This window comes from Halalkalibaculum sp. DA384 (assembly GCF_043951955.1).
GTDB lineage: Bacteria > Bacteroidota > Rhodothermia > Balneolales > Balneolaceae > JAMQKA01.
This window is the reverse complement of sequence record NZ_JBINJE010000004.1, coordinates 172,885-190,732: the sequence shown is the minus strand read 5'-3', so window position 1 is coordinate 190,732 and position 17,848 is coordinate 172,885. Positions and strand designations below refer to the sequence as shown.

Sequence of the window (17,848 nt, the reverse complement as noted above, 5' to 3'; positions counted from 1 at the left end):
TACCTCATTCTATTTATGTTACGTCCTGATCACAAATTTTTGTAAAAACTAGCCAATCATAATGAAATTTTCTGATTTTCCGGGCAAATTTCCTGTCAGTGGTGCCAGCATCACAATGATGTTGCTTTGGCTCTGCAGCATCCCGGTCGCAGCCCAGGAATTCAACATGGAGGTAACCGTTGACAGAAGCCAGGTCAGCAGCTCCTCGCTCGCCTATCTCGACAACCTGCCCGGCGAAATTGAAACCTACTTCAATGAACACGACTGGATTGACGCCAGTTTTCTTGATCATGAACGTATTGATGCCGATCTCCAGATCATCCTGTTAAGTGTTGATGACAATTACAATTTCCAGGCGAATGTGGTGGTACGCGCCCAGCGGCCGATCTATAACACCGTGCAGCAGACTACCATATTCCTGTTAAATGACGAAAGCTGGGCGTTCCAGTACACTCCAAACCGCTCGCTTGTACATGATGAACTCCAGTTTGATGCTGTTACCACACTTTTGGACTTCTATGCCTATGTCATCCTGGGATACGATTTTGACAGTTTTTCCGAAACCGGGGGTACCCCCTACTTTTCGGAAGCACAAAATATCCTTTCTCTGGCCCAGACCACCTCGGCCCCGGGATGGTCCAGAGGCAGCAGTTCGCGCCGGGGGCGTGCCCAACTCATCTCTGACCTCCTGAACCCCACCTACCATACTTTTCGCGAAGCGCTTTATATTTATCACCGGCAGGGACTCGACCAGTTTATATCCGATACCGAAGAGGCCCGGCAGCGCGTGCTCGAAGCTCTGCAGATGATCCGTGATACCCAGCGAAGCGCAACCAACGACTTCCTGTTTGATATCTTTTTTGATGCCAAATACCGCGAAATCGTCTCCATCTTCGAGGATGCCGGGGCCGAAGTTCGGCTGGAAGCCTACAATCTGCTGTCGGAAATGGATCAAAGCCACCTCTCGGAATACAGCAAGCTGCAGTAGAATGTTACCTTCGGTATGCATCACAGTTCAAATGGATTCTTAGTGTATGAGGCCTTTGCAGAACCTGATGCTTAGTTGAGAGGTGGTTGTACCACCGACCTTATATGGCACATAAAGCGGGAATACAGCTTCCTCCAAACGGAGATTCGAATGTTTTACAAAGTCCTCTGTATGGTGTTATCAGAGGTTTATTTCCGAAAAATTCAAATTTTTTTCACCATGTTAACCCGCTCGTTACCAGGCTCTAATAAATAGACCGACAAGTCGACAATTCCTTACAGAGGATTTTGCAAAACCCGGGTTTTGTACATGCTCAATCCCTGCACAAATTTGCAGCCGCAGTTCATTTCCCGTAAACAGAGATGTTGGATGCACGGAACGGCCGGAATCGGGAATCCATCGGTTTTGCAAAGCCCTCTTTTAAGCTTTCCTGTTTGGAAGTTGGTTCATCGGATTTTCGGCTGACTCCAAATCTTACGTTTGCATTTTATATATTGTGCCATCAAGGTCGGCGAAATGAGAAATCCAATCTAAAATGAGAGACCCGATATGAAATTTTACGTGTGTATTAAGCAGGTGCCGGATGTTAACGCGCCGATCCAGATCAAAGAGGGACAGCTTATCCAGGACAGCGACCGCATGGTACTCAACGCATACGATGCTTCTGCAGTGGAAGAAGCCCTGGTACTCAGCGAGGAGCACGGCGGGGAAGTCGAGGTTGTATCCATCGGGCCGGACAAAACCACCGAGGCGATCCGCAAGGCGCTGGCGATGGGCGCCGACAAGGCGGTCCACATAAAAACAAGCGGCGATGATCGGTTTGATTCTGCCTCCTACGCTGAAATCCTCGCCGCCTTTTTTGCGGGCAAACAATATGATGTGATCTCCTGCGGAAAACAGTCGCAGGACACTGATGCCGGCCTCACCGGCAGCATGCTGGCCGCAAAGCTGGATTTGCCCTACGCCACCAACGCCGTGGGACTTTCCATTGAGAAAGAAAAGCTGCTGGTCAAACGACAGGGCGATGCGGGCCAGGAGATGATCGCCCTCCCCGTGCCCTGCCTGGTTACCTGCTCCAACGATATGAACGAACCGCGCATCCCCAGCCTGAAGGGGATCATGCAATCCAAGAAAAAACCGGTGGAAACAATTGAACTCTCCTCCCTTGATATTGATGAAAGCAGGCTCGCGCCCAAAACGAACGTAACGGGATTCCGCGAAAAACCGGCGCGCAAGGCCGGCGAAAAATTTGAGGGGGATCCGGGTGAACTGGCACGAAAAGTGGCGAAACTGCTTGACGAAGAGGCTAATGTGGTTTGATGTGAGAAGTGAGACGTGAAATGTGAGACGTTAGAGGTGAGAGCTTGTCCTTTGTCTTGCATTCAGGATTTCGAGAATTGTTAATTTCATATAAACAGAAGGTGGTTGCATGAGTTCCCTATTAACATATATCTCAATCAGTGACGGAAACGTGAAGCGTGCCTCCCTTGAAGTGCTGTCGCGCTGCAGGCAGCTTGCGGAAGAGCACGGTCATCGGGCTGAAGCTGTCATTGTCGATCCCGATGCTTCCGACTACGTAGAGCAGGTGAAGCAATATGGACCTGAAAAAATTTATCTTATTGAAGATCCGATTTTTAAGGATCATATCAATACGCCGCTGGTCAAAGCGCTCACCGCTGTGGTGAAGCAAGCCAATCCCTACCTGGTTGCGTTTGCCTCCACCGAAAGCGTCAAGGATATTTTGGGAGCATTTGCTGCCCGTTTGGACGCCGCCGTACTTTCTGATGTGTCCGGCTTTGAGCTCATCGAGGGTGGGGTCGAGGTTACGCGTCCCGTAATGGCAGCCAAAATTCTTTCCGACGCCCGGGCCAAAGCGGAAAAGATCGTGCTGTCGGTCCGATCCGGATCTTACGACGTCGTGGAATCACCTTCCGACCCCGAGATCGTAACTGTCGACTTCAGCTTTGATGAAAGTGAACTCAAAGCCACGCTGCGGGAAGTGCTGGGAGCTTCCGGTGAAAAAATCGACCTCTCCGAGGCCGAGACGATTGTCGCTGCCGGTCGGGGGGCGAAAGATGAAAAAGGACAGAAATTGATCGCGGAGCTGGCCGAGGTGCTCAACGCCGCCGTCGGGGCCTCCCGCGCGCTGACGGAAGCCGGTATTGTGGATCCCAGCCTGCAGATTGGTCAGACGGGCAAAGTAGTGTCGCCGCAGCTCTATATCGCCGTCGGCATTTCTGGTGCCATCCAGCATGTGGCGGGCATGGCCAACAGCAAAGTGATTGTGGCGATCAACAAAGATACCGACGCCCCTATTTTCGATATCGCTGACTATGGCATCGTGGGCGATCTGTACAAAGTATTGCCACCTTTTATTGAAGAATTGAAGAAGATAAAAAAATAATTTGGTTACAGGTTACAGGTTGAAAGTTGAAGGTTATGGGTTGTTCAACATCCAACCTTCAACTTTCAACTTTCAACATTCAACCTTCAACTTACAACGTTTAACCTGCAACTTACAACGTTTAACCTATAACATTCTACATCCGTGGATGAACAGTTCGATTGTATAATCGTTGGTGCGGGTGTTGCGGGACTGGCAGCCGCCATGACGCTTGCCCGCAGCAATATGAAGTTCCTGCTTATCGAAAAGGGAGAGTTTGCCGGCTCCAAAAATGTTTCGGGCGGCGTACTTTGGGGACATGACCTGGCCAAACTCGTGCCCGGGTACTGGGAAGAGGAGGAGGCTGGCTGGGAGCGGTTTATCAATCACCGGCGACTCACGTTTATGGATGGGGAGGCCACCTTTTCGCTTGATTTTAAATCCGCCCACTTCAACGAACCGCCCTACGCCGGGGTCGTGGTGCTGCGCTCCAGGTTCGATCGCTGGCTGGCCGGCAAGGTGGAGGAGGCGATCGCGGAAAGTGATTATGCGATGGACTCCTTCATTGCCACCAACATCAAGGTGGATGAGGTGCTGATGGAAAACAACAAGGCCGTGGGGATCCGCACCGGCGACGAGGAGTTCTACGCCGAGAGCGTGATTATTGCCGAGGGCGTCAACAACCTGCTCACCCGCCAGGTGGGACTGCAGGACGACTATGTGCCGGCGGATCACGTGCTCACCGGTATCAAGGAAATTATCCGCTACGACCGGGAAGTGCTGGAAAATCGCTTCCAGCTGAATGGCCGCAGCGGGATGTCAAATGAGTTTGTCGGCTATGCCACCGATGGCGTGGAGGGCGGCGGGTTTCTCTATACCAACAAAGAGACGATCTCCATCGGCCTGGTGCTGGGACTGAAAGATCTTCGGGAAAAAGAGAAAAGTCCCCATGATATACTCAATCACTTCAAATCCCATCCCGTCGTCGCCGACACCATCCGCGGCGGGGAAGTAGTGGAATATTCGGCCCACGTGGTCTCCTCGGGCGATATGCGCATCATGCCGAAGGAGCTGTACAAAGATGGCCTGCTGATCTGCGGGGAAGCAGCCAACCTGTTGATGAACGCCGGCAAGGCGATCCAGGGCATGGATTACGCGATGCGCTCCGGGATCCTGGCCGCAGAGACCATTGTGAAGGCCAGGAAACGGAATGATTTTTCTTCCGCCACAATGAAGGAATACCGCGCGGCGCTGGAGGAAAGCTACGTGATGAAAGATATGCGTGGATTCCAGGATGCGGTGCAGATGCTGCATCAACCGATGATGTACAAGGATCTGCCCAACCTGGTCTGCGGCTTCGGCAAAAAATTCTTTACGATCGATAACCAGCCGACCAAGAAAGCGCGGGAACAGCTGAGCGAGTCGGTCCGGGAGCACTCCTCGTGGTGGAACCTGATCAAACTCGGAATCAACGGAGGAAAAGCGCTATGAAAAACCTGAAACTGACCGAACGACTCGGCCTCGTCAGCTATCGGAACCAGGCGAAATCGGAAATTAAACCCCACATTGAGGTGGATACGTCGATCTGCAACTCGGTTTGTCCGCATAAGTGCACGACCTACGTCTGCCCCGCCAACTGTTACAAGATTGATGACGATGGACAGGTCTACTTCCAGGTGGAAGACTGTATTGAGTGTGGAACCTGCATGTATGCCTGCGACCAGGGTGCGGTCAGCTGGAACTACCCGGATCCCGAAGAGGGCCGCGGCGTAACATGGAATTACGGATAGGTGAATGAGTGAGTTGATAAAAGGTTGTTTAAAACCTTCTGATTGCGGATTTCTCAATTTTTCTGGCTACGTGAAGAGAGGAGCCATATACAAAAAACGACCGCCCGGAAATATAAAAAGCCATCCCGGTTTTATACCAGGATGGCCTGAATTGTTTTGAATTAATCTGCTACCAGGAAACTATTGACCACTTGGCATTAAGGTAATGGTTACCTCTTTGCCTTCAGCGCCGAGTTCAACCTCTTTGCTGACCTCCTGGTATCCTTCAGGGGTTGCTACGATAGTATATGTGCCAGGCGCAAGCCCGGAAAATGAAAACTGTCCTTTTTCATCGGTTTGAGCAGATTGTTCTGTTCCCTCGATCTTCAGTTCAATTCCTGAGACCGGTTGTTCAGTCTCAGAGTCTACAACCGTGCCGCTTATTGCGGTGGTTTGCTCTAGCTCCTGAGCCTGAGCCTCTACAGCGGTTACAGAAAACAGAAGTCCGACAAACAGTGTTACCATTGCTAACAGAGATGCTTTTTTGCTAAACATAATGAGACCTTATTTATTTAGATTGCTATTCTTCTATTGATAGATATTTAAACTTCAAAATTAGTTGATCTTCCAACCAACCTAATTCATTACATTTTAGCCAGATATGATTTATTTGTTCCCGGATAAAAGAGATTGAATGAGAATTTAATTTTACCTACTGTTTGAATATAGATCCAAACATCTGAGTCGTGGGCACGTACCGGTTCGCTTTTTCCAAAGATCAATTAAAACCTAATATATCATGAGTTCAGATCGATCGAGTAACCGCTCCACCCTGTCGTTCCAGCTTTCCGAAGAACAGCAACTGATCAGGGACAGTGCGCGCGACTTTGCCGAACGTCATGTCGCGCCGGGGGTGAAGGAGCGCGACGCCTCAAAAGCGTTTCCCCACCGGCTGGTCGGCCAGTTGGCGGAACAGGGCTTTATGGGGATGATCCACCCAGAAAAATACGGCGGCGGTGCGGCCGACATGATCAGCTACTGCCTGACCATCGAGGAGATCGCCCGCTGGGACGCCTCCCTGGCGCTGACGGTGGCCTCCCATACCTCTCTTGCATCTGGCCATATTGCACTGGCCGGAAGCGACGACCAAAAAAAGCGCTATCTTACGGCGCTGGCCAAAGGAAAAAAGCTGGGTGCCTGGTGCCTGACCGAGCCCGGCTCCGGCAGCGATTCCTCCGGCATAAAAACCACGGCCGTTAAAAAAGGGGATAAATGGATCTTAAACGGTACCAAAGTATTTATCACCCAGGGCTCGGTCGCCGGAATCTATGTGGTACTGGCAAAAACGGATCCGGGAAAGGGCACAAAAGGCATTAGCGCATTTATCGTGGAGCGGGAGTGGGACGGCGTAACACCCGGCACCCGGCTGGAAAAGCTTGGGATGAACTCCTCTGACACCACGGAGATCCATTTTGACGATGTGGAAGTCCCCGGCCAGAACCTTTTGGGTGACCTGAATCACGGATTTGCGGATACGATGCAGGTACTGGATGGCGGCCGCATCGGTATCGGGGCGCTGTCCGTAGGCATAGCGCGGGGCGCCCTGGAAGAATCGCTGAAATACGCCCGCGAGCGGCAACAGTTTGGGCGGCCTATCAGTGACTTCCAGGCGATCGAACAAAAACTGGCCGATATGGCTACCGAAGTTGACGCCGCCCGCCTGCTCGTCCACCGCGCCGCCTGGCTGAAGGAACTGGACCGGCCGTTCACCAGGGAAGCCTCTATGGCCAAGCTCTTTGCCTCTGAACAAGCTGTCCGGGCTGCCGACGAAGCGGTCCAGATTCACGGGGGCTATGGCTACATCAAAGAGTATCACGTTGAACGATTCCTTCGGGATGCCAAACTGATGACGATAGGCGAAGGCACTTCAGAGATTCAGCGCAAAATCATAGCACGCGAACTGAAAAAAGATCCAAAACCTTAATATTTGTTGACGCCTGAAAGTTGCCGGCTAAACATTAACAAACTGCAACTTTTGACATTCAACCTGCAACTTGCAACCTGCAACCTGCATCACTAATTGATCTACTGACAAAATTAACAACCGCCAGTATGCCAGATACCAGCTTCAATCCCGACGATGCCCTCCAATTCGAATCCGAACTGGGTGAAGAAGATCGTATGATCATGGAAACCGCCCGCGAATACGCCCAGAGCAAGCTGGAGCCCCGGGCCCTGAAAGGCAACCAGGAAGAGTATTTCGATCCTGACATAGCCACAGAGATGGGAGAGCTGGGGCTGCTAGGGGCCAGCATCGATCCGAAGTACGGCGGCGGAGGGGCCAGCCACACCGCCTACGGGCTCATCGCCCGGGAAGTCGAGCGGGTAGATTCGGGATACCGCTCGTTCATGTCCGTGCAGTCGTCGCTGGTGATGTACCCGATCTCAATATTCGGAACCGAAGAGCAGAAAGAACGCTTCCTGCCGAGGCTTGCGGCCGGAGAGCTGATCGGCTGTTTTGGACTGACTGAGCCCGACCACGGCTCCGATCCCGGTTCCATGAATACCACCGCCCTGAAAACCGAGGGAGGCTGGACCCTGAACGGGGCCAAAATGTGGATTACCAACGCACCCATCGCCGATGTTGCCGTTGTCTGGGCCAAGGCAAAAGAGAACAAAAATGAGGAAGGCGCAATCCGCGGATTCCTCGTTGAAAAAGAAATGGAGGGCTTCAGTACGCCGGCAACAAAATACAAGATGTCGCTGCGTGCCTCTGAAACGGGGGAACTCATTTTTGAGGATGTTTTTATTCCCGATAAAAATGTATTTCCCGATGTTTCCGGGCTCAAAGGTCCCTTCACCTGTCTGAACAGCGCACGCTACGGTATCGTCTGGGGAACGGTGGGTGCTGCCGAATTCTGCTATCAAAAAGCGCGGCAATACGTACTGGAACGCACACAGTTCGGCTACCCGATCGGGGCAAACCAGTTGCCGCAGTCCAAACTGGCCGACATGCTTACCAGTATTACACAGATGCAACTGCTGGCGTGGCGCCTGGGCACATTAAAGGATGAGGGGCGGGACCACCATGTAATGACCTCGCTTGCCAAACGCAACAATTGTCAAAAGGCGCTTGAAATCGCCCGCACGGCCCGCGACATGCACGGCGCCAACGGAATTACCGGCGAATACCGGGTTGTCCACCACATGATGAACCTCGAATCGGTTAACACTTATGAAGGCACGTATGATATTCACGGACTCATCCTCGGACGTGAACTTACCGGCATTCAGGCATTTATCCCACGAGGAAATGATCTGTCCGAATAATTCCATCTTTTTTTATGACTCCGCCGACGGTAGCAAACCGTAAAACAGACGCGAATACCAGCTAAACGTGGATTACCTGCGGTTATCGCGGATTATTCACCAGGAAATTCGGTTATGAACGAGGCGAAGGAAAAAAGGCGGCGGAAACGTACTGGTGTACCTTTAGCACCTCATTTTTCCTCCAACGAAGTGCACGGCCGAATTTCGCAGCCCGTTGCAACTACCCTCCAATTTGGGCCATAAACAATTTCGATATACAGAATAATATCAATAACTCACCCCTCTATTTTTGAATATTTCGTGAATAATCCGGGGTAAAACAACATCGTCTTTAACCTCAAAAATAGGTATATTGTAAACGACGAGTATATGGCTAATAGATGGTATTAAAGCCTACAGACACTTTCTTTTCTATATCCATATTACGATTTAAGGGAGGCAGGGATGAATACTCAACCTATTGTTCAGCGAACTGCAGTTCTATTTTTTTTACTTTTCCCCTTATGCTGCCTGCATATCGACGCAAAGGCGCTCTCCTCCAAAGTGGAGGTTACCATTTCCGGTGTTGTGATTGAGGCGGAAACTGACGAACCGCTGCCCGGCGTCAATGTAAAAGTAAAAGGCAAGGTTATAGGCACCTCCACAGGTCTCGACGGCCAGTTCCAGCTCCGGATTAACCAGGATCCGCCTTTGACGCTGGTATTTTCGAGCGTCGGTTTTAAAACAGTGGAGGTCGAGATCACCTCTTCGCAGCCGGAAAAACTGACGATCAGGATGGAGCAGGAAACCTTGATAGGCAGTGATGTGGTCGTATCCGCCTCACGGGTCGAAGAAAGTATTCTTGAAGCTCCTGTTTCTATCGAAAAGATGGATATTATATCAATACAGCAGAACGCGGCCCCTACTTTTTATGATGCCCTTGCCAATATGAAAGGGGTCGACTTCAGTACCCAAAGCCTGACCTTTAAGTCGGTAAACACCCGCGGTTTTGGAGCAAACGGCAACGTGCGATTTGTACAACTGATTGACGGCATCGACAACCAGGCTCCCGGCCTCAATTTCCCGGTAGGCAATGTGGTGGGGATTTCGGAGCTGGACCTGGAAAGTGCAGAACTAATTCCGGGAGTTGCCTCCGCGCTGTACGGAGCCAACGCGCTGAACGGCATCCTACTGCTTAACAGTAAAAGCCCGTTTGATTACGAGGGGCTGAGCGTAAAGGTGAAACAGGGTCTCAACCACGTTCAGGAGACAGATCACGAGCGCTCGCTGTATCAGCAGTACCTGGTCAGATACGCCAAATCCTATAACAACAAGGTCGCCTTCAAAGTAAATGGTTCCTTTTTGAAAGCGCAGGACTTTGTAGCCGTTGACTACCGGGATATAGGCCCCGCCTCTTTTGGAGCGATCGAACGGGGAGCCACCTCCAGGGGCGACAACCGGGTCTACAACGGACTCAATGTCTATGGGGATGACCTGCTGACCATCGGAACGATCGCTGACGCCCAGATAGCCGCCGGCAATTCCGATATCGCTGCGATCCGCTCCCTGTTGCCCGATGGGGAAGCCGGGGCTTTTACCCCGCTTGGATATACAGAGTCCTCGTTTGTGGACAATACGACAGAAAGTTTAAAATTAAACGCGGCGCTTCACTACCGTATTAATGATGACCTGGAGCTGCTCGGTCAGTACAATATCGGGTTCGGGAGCACCGTGTATACGGCCAATGACCGGTTTGTACTCGACGATTTCAGCATATGGACCGGCAAAATTGAGCTGCGAAATCCCAATTTCTTCCTTCGAGCATATACCACCCAGGAGGATGCCGGCGACACGTATGCAGCCAATACCGTAGCCACACAGATCAACCTGGATACATACGTACCAGCTTATTTCCAGGCCTTTGCCCAGGCACGTATCCGGGGAGCCACGGTCCAGGAAGCCCATATGCAGGCAGAGAATGCCGGTGCCCAGGCTCGCCTCGAACCGGAAAGCACGGCGTTTCAACAACTTTTTAACGAGATCCGCAGCATACCGATTTCGGAAGGCGGCGCCCGGTTCCTCGACAAGTCCGACTTGTGGCATGCCGAAGGGAAATACAACTTTTCAGAGATCATAGATCCCGAAATCGCGGAACTTATCACCGGGGCCAGCTACCGTAAGTACGCCCTTGACTCCGGGGGTACGCTGTTTGCTCTCCAGGAAGATGGAGATGAGTTTGATATCGATGAGTTCGGCGCCTATCTGCAGATTTCAAAAACACTGCTGGATCAGACGCTGGACCTGCAGAGCGCCGTCAGGTACGACAAAAACGAATATTTTGAAGGGCAGTTCTCGCCGCGGTTCTCCGCGGTCTACACAGTGGCCGAAAATCACAATTTGAGGGCTTCGTTTCAGCGCGGTTTCAGGATTCCAACAACCCAAACGCAGTTTATCGACCTCGATGTGGTCCGCCGGCGGCTGATCGGCAGCAACCAAACGCTGATCGATCGGTACAATCTTGAGACCAACACCGTGTACTCCACCGAAAGTGTGCAAGCTGCCCGGCAGGCGGATGATATCTCTCTCCTTGAACCGATCGAACTCAACAACCTGCAGACTGAAAAGGTCAACACCTTTGAAGTGGGCTACAAGGCATTGATCAGGAATCGACTGTTGATCGATGCTTCCTACTATTACAGCTCGTATAACGATTTTATCGCTGAAATAGACCTGACCCAGGCGGTGGATGTCGCAGACACTGACAACCGCGACGGGTTCGACCCGGTTGACGGGTTTAATCCCGATTCGGATGCTGGTAAACGAGATATTCTCAACAACAGCGTGGCCGGGGGACGCCTGCAACGATACGGGTTCGATATCAATGCAGACGGAACGGTGGAAAGCCAGGGGGTGGCCGTCAGTGCCGAGCTTGCCTTCAACCGGGGATACAAAGTGGGCGGGAATATCTCGTACAGCGATCTCATTTCCCAGCAGGACCTTATCGACCAGGGGTTCAGAGCTAGCTACAACACCCCTGAATGGAAATACAACATCCAGTTTTCCAACAGGCGCCTGACAGATCGCCTCGGGTTCAACATCGTCTACCGGTGGCAGGATGCTTTTCTCTGGGAGTCCAGCTTTGGGCAGGGCGTTGTTCCGGCCTTCGGCACGCTGGACGCGCAGGTCAGCTACAAGCTGCCGGTCTACAACACCATACTTAAAGTCGGGGGGAGCAATATCCTGAATGAACGATATACCACCTCAATTGGGAATCCACGCCTCGGTGCCCTCTATTATGTATCACTTACCTTCGATCAATTTTTGAACTAAACCTATTCCGCACCCATGAAATTTATAAACACGCTTCCGTTGTTTTTTTGTTGCGCATGCTTCATTCTCGCCGGGTGCGAGGGGCAGGAAAGTGCCCTGGTTGATGCCCGCCTTGAAGAAAACCCGGTACCCGAGCAGCAGGTCCAGGCCACACAGGGGAACGCCGATTTTACGAAATATGTAGCGATGGGAAATTCCATAACGGCGGGACTGATGGACGCCGCTCTGTACAATGACGGGCAGAAGTTCAACTTTGCCAACCTGCTGGCAGAAGAACTTAAAATGGCCGTTGAAAATGACGGCGAAAATTTTGATCCCTTTGATCAGCCGGATATTAATGCTGAAAACGGGTTTAACATCTCTGTGCCGAACCCGGATCCTGAATCAAATACCGTACTTGGCAGATTTGAGCTGGATCCCGACATTCCGGGGCCGGTGCCCACCCCGGGTGAACCGATTGCTCCTTTTACCGGCGACAAAGAGGCGTTAAATAATTTCGGGGTTCCCGGTATCGTGGTCGGCCAGCTGCTCACCCCGGCCACGGGCGGACCACAAAGTCCACAAAACCCTGCGTTTACACCCTTTTACCAGCGTTTTGCCACCGATCCCGGAACTTCTACGATACTTGGAGATGCCATAAATACCCAACCGACTTTCTTCACCCTCTGGATCGGCAGCAATGATGTGCTGGGCTATGCATTGTCGGGCGCATCAAATGAAGCTTTGTTAACCGGTGTCTCCAATTTTGAAAATCAGTTCAATACCGTCGTTAACAACCTGCTGGCAGGGACCTCCGCGTCCGGAGTCGTGATCAATATACCGCCAATACTGGCATTGCCTTTTTTTCAGGCTGTCTCCTACAATGCCATTACGCTTGATCCCGTCTCAGCCAATCAGCTGAATGAGGCGTTTTCCGGGTTCAATACCGCACTGGAGGCGATAGTCACAAGCTTTGGGCATGACCCTGAGGATGCTGACCGGAGAAAGGTTCACTATGCGGCCGGCAACAACCCGATTTTGGTCATTGACGAAGAGCTGGAAGACCTGGGGCCCAAGTTTGACCAGCTGCAGATGGCAGGAGCAATAAATGCACAACAACGGGCGGCCCTGGTTCCATACGAGCAGGCTCGCCCTCTTGACCCGGGAGAACTGGTGCTGCTGCAGGCCGGCGCCCTGCTTGGTACCGAAGCGGACGGCGATGACAGCGAGAGAGACACCCCGGTCGGCGTAGTGGTGCCGCTCGGTTTTGACCTGTCGGATGGCACCCTGAACGGAGATCCATTTTACCTGACTAAAGCCGAGCAGACACGCATTACGGAGCGTTCCGTGTCGTTTAACACGGCGATAGCCACGGCGGTTGCTTCAAACAGTGACCGGCTTGCCCTTTATGACACAAACGATCCGCAGGGCATATTTCACGACCTCTTCGGACTGGACGGAAGCGCCCCCGGCATTACTATTGAAGGGGTAACGCTTCAACCAGATTTTAGTCCCAATGGTGTATTTTCAACTGACGGGGTCCATCCCAACCCCAGGGGAAACGCAATTATTGCAAATGAAATCATCGGTGTAATTGAAAGAAACTTCGGCTCAGAGATCCCCCGGGTGGATGTACTGAACCTCGGGAGCGTAGTCCTTGCCCGATAGTATTATTTTGAGTTTTCCAACCGGAATTCAATCCTGTACTCGTACTTCTTCTCCACAAACGAGGCAACCAACGCTCCATCTCAACAGGCAACACAAATCGGCACCGGTCACCTCAGAGTAGTGCCTGCTGATCTCCAAAGCGATCCAGGTACTTTTTTAATTTCACCTTCCGGCGGGTGCTTTTGCTGGTCATATAGCGCACCTTGCCAAAAATTGGACGTTCCTGCCAGGCGCGGTCGAAGCGACCGAAACACCAGAAAATGCCGGAGTAGCTGTTGGGATCGCGACCGTCGATGGCAAATTTGTTGTTTAGCTCGATCAGGTACTCCAGTGCGGTTTGCGGGTCGGGCGTCCACTCGATCACCTTTTTACCCCAGAGCATCCGCAGGTAGTTGTGAATAATGCCCTCCTGTCGTAATTGTCGCTGGGCGGCATTCCAGATCTCGTCGTGGGTTTGGGCATTTTCGAGCTCTTCGTAACTGTAAATCCATTCCCGCGGATCATCCTTGTGATCGCGCAGGGTCTCCAGGGCCCAGTCGGGCAGGCTTTCGAATTCGGCGTAGTCGGGCCGGTGATGTGCAAAATGGAATCCCACTTCGCGCCAGGTTATCACTTCATCCAGGAAGCCGTCGATATTGGGATCTCCGTTGAAAAAGCCGCCGGTCGAGCCCTTGTTAAAGGAGATATCGCCCAGGTCCCACCCTTTCGGCTGGTGATCGAGCACCGTTTGCACAATCTCATGTTCCGATATCTTTCCGAAGTGGAGCCAGGGACTCAGTCCACTTACCTTGCTCTCATCCGGATCATTCCGTTTCTCATCATACTCCGGCAGTCCATATTGTACAAACCGGCCCAGTTTCCCGAGTGCGGCCTGCCGCGTGCCTTTTATCTCCAGCGGTTTCACCTCATGATCGATAGGTAATTCATTTATAAATTTTGGAATCTCTTCAGGTATTTCTCCCCTTGTCGGCAACTTTTTTCGAAGACTTTTAATATCAATTTCCTCCCGGTTTTTCAGCTCTTCCAGCGGGTTTTGCTTTGGGGGATGGGTATAAGCCTCCACAAAATTTCGCTGCATGATCTTCCGAAAAAAATAGGCGTTGTAGGGATCTTTCTCGGTGAGCCCTAGCGGGATCAACCCGTTGTTATCCACCGTATATACCGGAATGTCGAGGTGTTCCCCAAGCCATCTGTTGCGTTCGCGGATAAAATAGACAGGGAACTCGTCGGTAACCAGGCAGCATGCGTTACGCAGCATCTCAAGATAGGCCCGTTTGTTGGTCTCGGGCTCTTCTTCCACAAATGAAAGGTAGTTGTGGTTGTGCTCCCGGCAGTAATCCCGGATCTCCTGCATCCCCTCCAGGTAAAAGGTATGGATGCGGTCGGAGGCCCACGGGTAGTCGTTTTTCAGCTCCTCGTATAACAGCAGCGGCTTGTCCAGCTTGTTGGCCCAACCAACCGCGTACTCGAGCGCAAAATTGTAGTGCAGGCGGTGGGCCGACTGCATCCAATATACGACGTATTTTCCCCCGGTATCCGGCTCTTTCTGGTTTCTATGAAATACGCGGTGACTGTTGATATTCTTCATCTGCTGCCCTGTTGGCTCCTGTTAATTTCCGGTGCCTCAACAGCAATCGGTCAACCGGCATTCCCAAAATGGGTATCCTTGCCCACAACCCAGCCCGGGTCAGTCTATCAATCATTTCATATACAATTACTGCAAGCTTTGTATATTCAGGCCTCATTAGTCGGTATTTATTGAGCTGGATACTCCATCTTTTTTCCGACTTTTAACTACAAACCAATCAGATGCGAAGCAATTTTGGCGTTCTTTTTGACATGGACGGGGTCATTGTACACAGCAACCCCGCACACAAAAAAGCGATCAACATTTTTTGCGACAAACACGATATAGAAATTGATGACGACTACCTGAAAAATAATATCTACGGGCGGGCGAACAAGGAGTGGATTCCTAAAATTTTCGGGGATATTTCCACAGAACGGCTCAAGGAGCTGGCCGATGAAAAGGAACAGATTTTCCGGGATATATTTGATCCCGAGGCGATGCAGGTGCCCGGCGTTATCAGGTTTATCAGGCAACTGAAAGAGCAGAAGGTAAAGATGGTCGTGGCGACCTCGGCCCCGGGTGAAAATGCCGATTTTATCCTTAATAAGCTTGCGATCTACGATATGTTTGATGCTGTGCTTGACTCCTCCCACGTTACCCACAGCAAACCCCATCCGGAACCCTATCACAATGCAGCCAAAGCGATCGGCCTTACAGCCCCGGAATGTATTGTGATTGAAGATTCCGTTTCCGGGGTGCAGTCGGGATTGGCGGCGGGTGCTGCCGTTATTGGGGTAGCTACCACGCATACCCCTGAAGAACTGAGTGACTGCCACCTGGTGATCAACGACTTTGAAAACTTTACCCTGGACAGCATGCTTAGCCTGAAGGATTAAATTCTATTCCCACCTGTTGATCCATAGTGCGGCGAAGGCAACACATTAAAGACAAGTTATACTAACGGGGGAGCGGCTCTTCCAAAGCACGATTAAAAAAGGCTGCAGGCGTTTACCGCCTGCAGCCCCTGTAGGTAGTGGGTATAATAAACTACCCGGTTTTTAAATGCTGGTAAGGTCTCCTGTCAGTATCCCGGGTTTTGTGACAAGTTTGGATTAAGATCCCGCTCACTTGCCGGTATGGGCCAGACGTAATCGCGGGGAGTCTCGAACGAGCGCGTATGCTGCCCGGGCACCGGGGCAAAATTGCCCTCCCCGTCAGCGATGTCGATACCGTGAACATTGCCGTTCAGCACGTCCTCGGCAGTTCCCCAGCGACGTATGTCCGCCAGGTGCAGGCCCTCCCAGGCCAGCTCTATCGTTCGCTCATTACGGATAAACTCAATCGCCTCTTCCTGCGACATCGCGGTCACATCCTGAGGCATCGGCAGGTTGATGCGGTCACGCACCTCCTCGATCGCCTCATTTACCGAGTTGTCCAGCTCATCCAGCTCAGCCTTCGCCTCTGCATACATCAGCAGGATGTCGGCATATCGCATTTTGATGATGTTGAGGCCACTGTTGGTGGGAGCCGCCTGGTCTTCCGGATCCACATATTTCATGGCAATATAGCCAGTATACGTGTTGTTGTAGTCCGTTAACAAAATCCGGTCGGTTGTGGGACTGCAGTAGCCGTCGGGCGCCCCACTGCTGCAGGAGGGATAGGAGTTGTAGATAGCTCCATTGAACTCCCCGCCCGGGAACAGGACCGTACCGTAGAACCGCGGGTCCCGGTCGGCGTACATGCCCAGCGTTTCTACCGTCGGGTTGCCGTCGCCGTCGTAGGTGATGCGGGGCGGAGATGCATCATACAGTGGCGACTCATCGATCGGCAGCCCATCCTCCATCGGGAACATGTCCACCAGTTCCCGGGTCGGTTCTACATCGACATTACTGCCCATCGACTTGGGGGCAAAGCCCAGCCACGCGTGCCATCCATTCTGGCCGGAAACTTTCTGGTAGGAAAAGATAATTTCATTGCTTTGCTCACCGGCGTAGGTAAAAAGCTCACGGAAGTCCGGGTGCAGGCTGTACTCGTTGAGATCGATAACGGCCCGTGACATATCCGCAGCCGTTTGATACAGCTCATCGGCGCGCGCTGCATTTCCTTCGTGATGCTCCTGCCAGCCCGCTTCGTAGAGTGCCGTGCGGGCGTGATATCCCAGTGCAGTACCCCGGGTGGCACGGCCAAACTGGCTGGAACTCCAGCTCGTCGGCAGCAGGTTCGCAGCTTGAGACAGGTCAGAGGTAATCTGGTTGTACACCTCTCCCCTTGAAGAGCGGCTTACCTGACGTGCCTCCTCTACCGTAGGGACGCTCGTGAAGATAGGCACTTCACCAAACATCCACAGCAGCTCGTGGTAGAAGTAGCCGCGCAGGAACAGGGCTTGTCCCCGAATCTGGTCTACGACCTCAGGAGAAAGTACGCCCTCTTCCAGGGCATCGAGCTGCGCAAGAATTTCGTTTGCACGACTGATCCCGGTGAAGGTTCGGTCCCACATGTCGGCCGACCAGCCGGAAAGGGCGTTGGCACGGCCCATGACGTACTCGTGCTGGCGCATCCAGTCGGCGTGTGAATAGCCGATCTCCGTGGCACCGTCGAAGTACATCGGGTCGAGGTTGACACCGAACATCCGGTCATACGCTCCATTGAGCGCCGTATTAAAATCACGCTCGGTCGACCAGAAGGTCGCCGAGGAGACCCTGTCTTTCGGTACCGTCGTCAGCAGGTCTTCGCTGCATCCCGTCGCTCCCAGAGCGATACCGAGAGCCAATATGCTACAAAACAGTTTATTGATTGCTTTAGTCATCTTAGAAGTCCTTTTCTTGGTCTTGAAAGTCATAATCCTGGTCGTT

At 52.1% G+C, this 17,848-nt stretch carries 13 protein-coding genes; 10 read left to right on the top strand and 3 right to left on the bottom strand.

Annotated features, from left to right (window positions below; all coding sequences use genetic code 11):
• Positions 1-61: 61 nt before the first annotated feature.
• The 5 genes from ACG2E4_RS04270 (at position 62) to ACG2E4_RS04250 (ending at position 5,161) form a co-directional block, all read left to right on the top strand.
• Entirely contained in the window at positions 62-988 is a 927-nt protein-coding gene (locus ACG2E4_RS04270; protein WP_395275781.1) for a DUF4835 family protein, read from the top strand.
• Between the two features lie 549 nt (positions 989-1,537).
• Positions 1,538-2,308, top strand: a complete 771-nt coding sequence (locus ACG2E4_RS04265) for an electron transfer flavoprotein subunit beta/FixA family protein (protein WP_395260747.1) — start codon at positions 1,538-1,540, stop codon at positions 2,306-2,308.
• Positions 2,309-2,417: 109 nt separating this feature from the next.
• The gene (locus ACG2E4_RS04260) at positions 2,418-3,392 is read left to right on the top strand and encodes an electron transfer flavoprotein subunit alpha/FixB family protein (protein WP_395260748.1); all 975 of its coding nucleotides are present in this window, start codon (positions 2,418-2,420) and stop codon (positions 3,390-3,392) included.
• Positions 3,393-3,536: 144 nt separating this feature from the next.
• A complete protein-coding gene (locus ACG2E4_RS04255; protein ID WP_395260750.1) occupies positions 3,537-4,862 on the top strand; it encodes an FAD-dependent oxidoreductase in 1,326 nt (441 codons plus the stop codon).
• Positions 4,859-5,161 carry a ferredoxin family protein gene (locus tag ACG2E4_RS04250; protein ID WP_395260751.1) on the top strand — a complete coding sequence of 101 codons (303 nt, stop codon included), beginning with the start codon at positions 4,859-4,861 and terminating at the stop codon, positions 5,159-5,161. Before ACG2E4_RS04255 ends, ACG2E4_RS04250 begins: the two co-directional genes overlap by 4 nt.
• Positions 5,162-5,341: 180 nt before the next feature.
• Here the strand turns inward: ACG2E4_RS04250 and ACG2E4_RS04245 are convergent, their stop codons facing one another.
• The gene (locus ACG2E4_RS04245) at positions 5,342-5,695 is read right to left on the bottom strand and encodes a carboxypeptidase-like regulatory domain-containing protein (protein WP_395260752.1); all 354 of its coding nucleotides are present in this window, start codon (positions 5,693-5,695) and stop codon (positions 5,342-5,344) included.
• Between the two features lie 244 nt (positions 5,696-5,939).
• Here ACG2E4_RS04245 and ACG2E4_RS04240 point away from each other — a divergent pair, with 244 nt between their 5' ends.
• The 4 genes from ACG2E4_RS04240 to ACG2E4_RS04225 all read left to right on the top strand — a co-directional run bounded on the left by ACG2E4_RS04240 (position 5,940) and on the right by ACG2E4_RS04225 (position 13,426).
• Positions 5,940-7,124: an acyl-CoA dehydrogenase family protein gene (locus ACG2E4_RS04240; RefSeq protein WP_395260754.1), complete on the top strand. Its 1,185-nt coding sequence runs from the start codon at positions 5,940-5,942 to the stop codon at positions 7,122-7,124.
• Between the two features lie 128 nt (positions 7,125-7,252).
• Positions 7,253-8,470: an acyl-CoA dehydrogenase gene (locus tag ACG2E4_RS04235; RefSeq protein WP_395260755.1), complete on the top strand. Its 1,218-nt coding sequence runs from the start codon at positions 7,253-7,255 to the stop codon at positions 8,468-8,470.
• Positions 8,471-8,914: 444 nt separating this feature from the next.
• Entirely contained in the window at positions 8,915-11,779 is a 2,865-nt protein-coding gene (locus ACG2E4_RS04230; protein WP_395275780.1) for a TonB-dependent receptor, read from the top strand.
• Between the two features lie 15 nt (positions 11,780-11,794).
• On the top strand, positions 11,795-13,426 hold the full coding sequence (locus tag ACG2E4_RS04225) for an SGNH/GDSL hydrolase family protein (protein ID WP_395275779.1): 1,632 nt from the start codon (positions 11,795-11,797) through the stop codon (positions 13,424-13,426).
• 112 nt (positions 13,427-13,538) lie between these two features.
• On the opposite strand, the gene ACG2E4_RS04220 is transcribed toward ACG2E4_RS04225, so the two are convergent.
• On the bottom strand, positions 13,539-15,014 hold the full coding sequence (locus ACG2E4_RS04220) for a hypothetical protein (RefSeq protein ID WP_395275778.1): 1,476 nt from the start codon (positions 15,012-15,014) through the stop codon (positions 13,539-13,541).
• Positions 15,015-15,235: 221 nt separating this feature from the next.
• On the opposite strand from ACG2E4_RS04220, the gene ACG2E4_RS04215 reads away from it, so the two are divergent.
• Positions 15,236-15,892 (top strand): HAD family hydrolase, encoded by a 657-nt coding sequence (locus ACG2E4_RS04215; RefSeq protein WP_395275777.1) that lies wholly within the window; start codon positions 15,236-15,238, stop codon positions 15,890-15,892.
• Between the two features lie 185 nt (positions 15,893-16,077).
• Here the strand turns inward: ACG2E4_RS04215 and ACG2E4_RS04210 are convergent, their stop codons facing one another.
• Positions 16,078-17,802: a RagB/SusD family nutrient uptake outer membrane protein gene (locus tag ACG2E4_RS04210; protein WP_395275776.1), complete on the bottom strand. Its 1,725-nt coding sequence runs from the start codon at positions 17,800-17,802 to the stop codon at positions 16,078-16,080.
• Positions 17,803-17,848 lie beyond the last annotated feature (46 nt).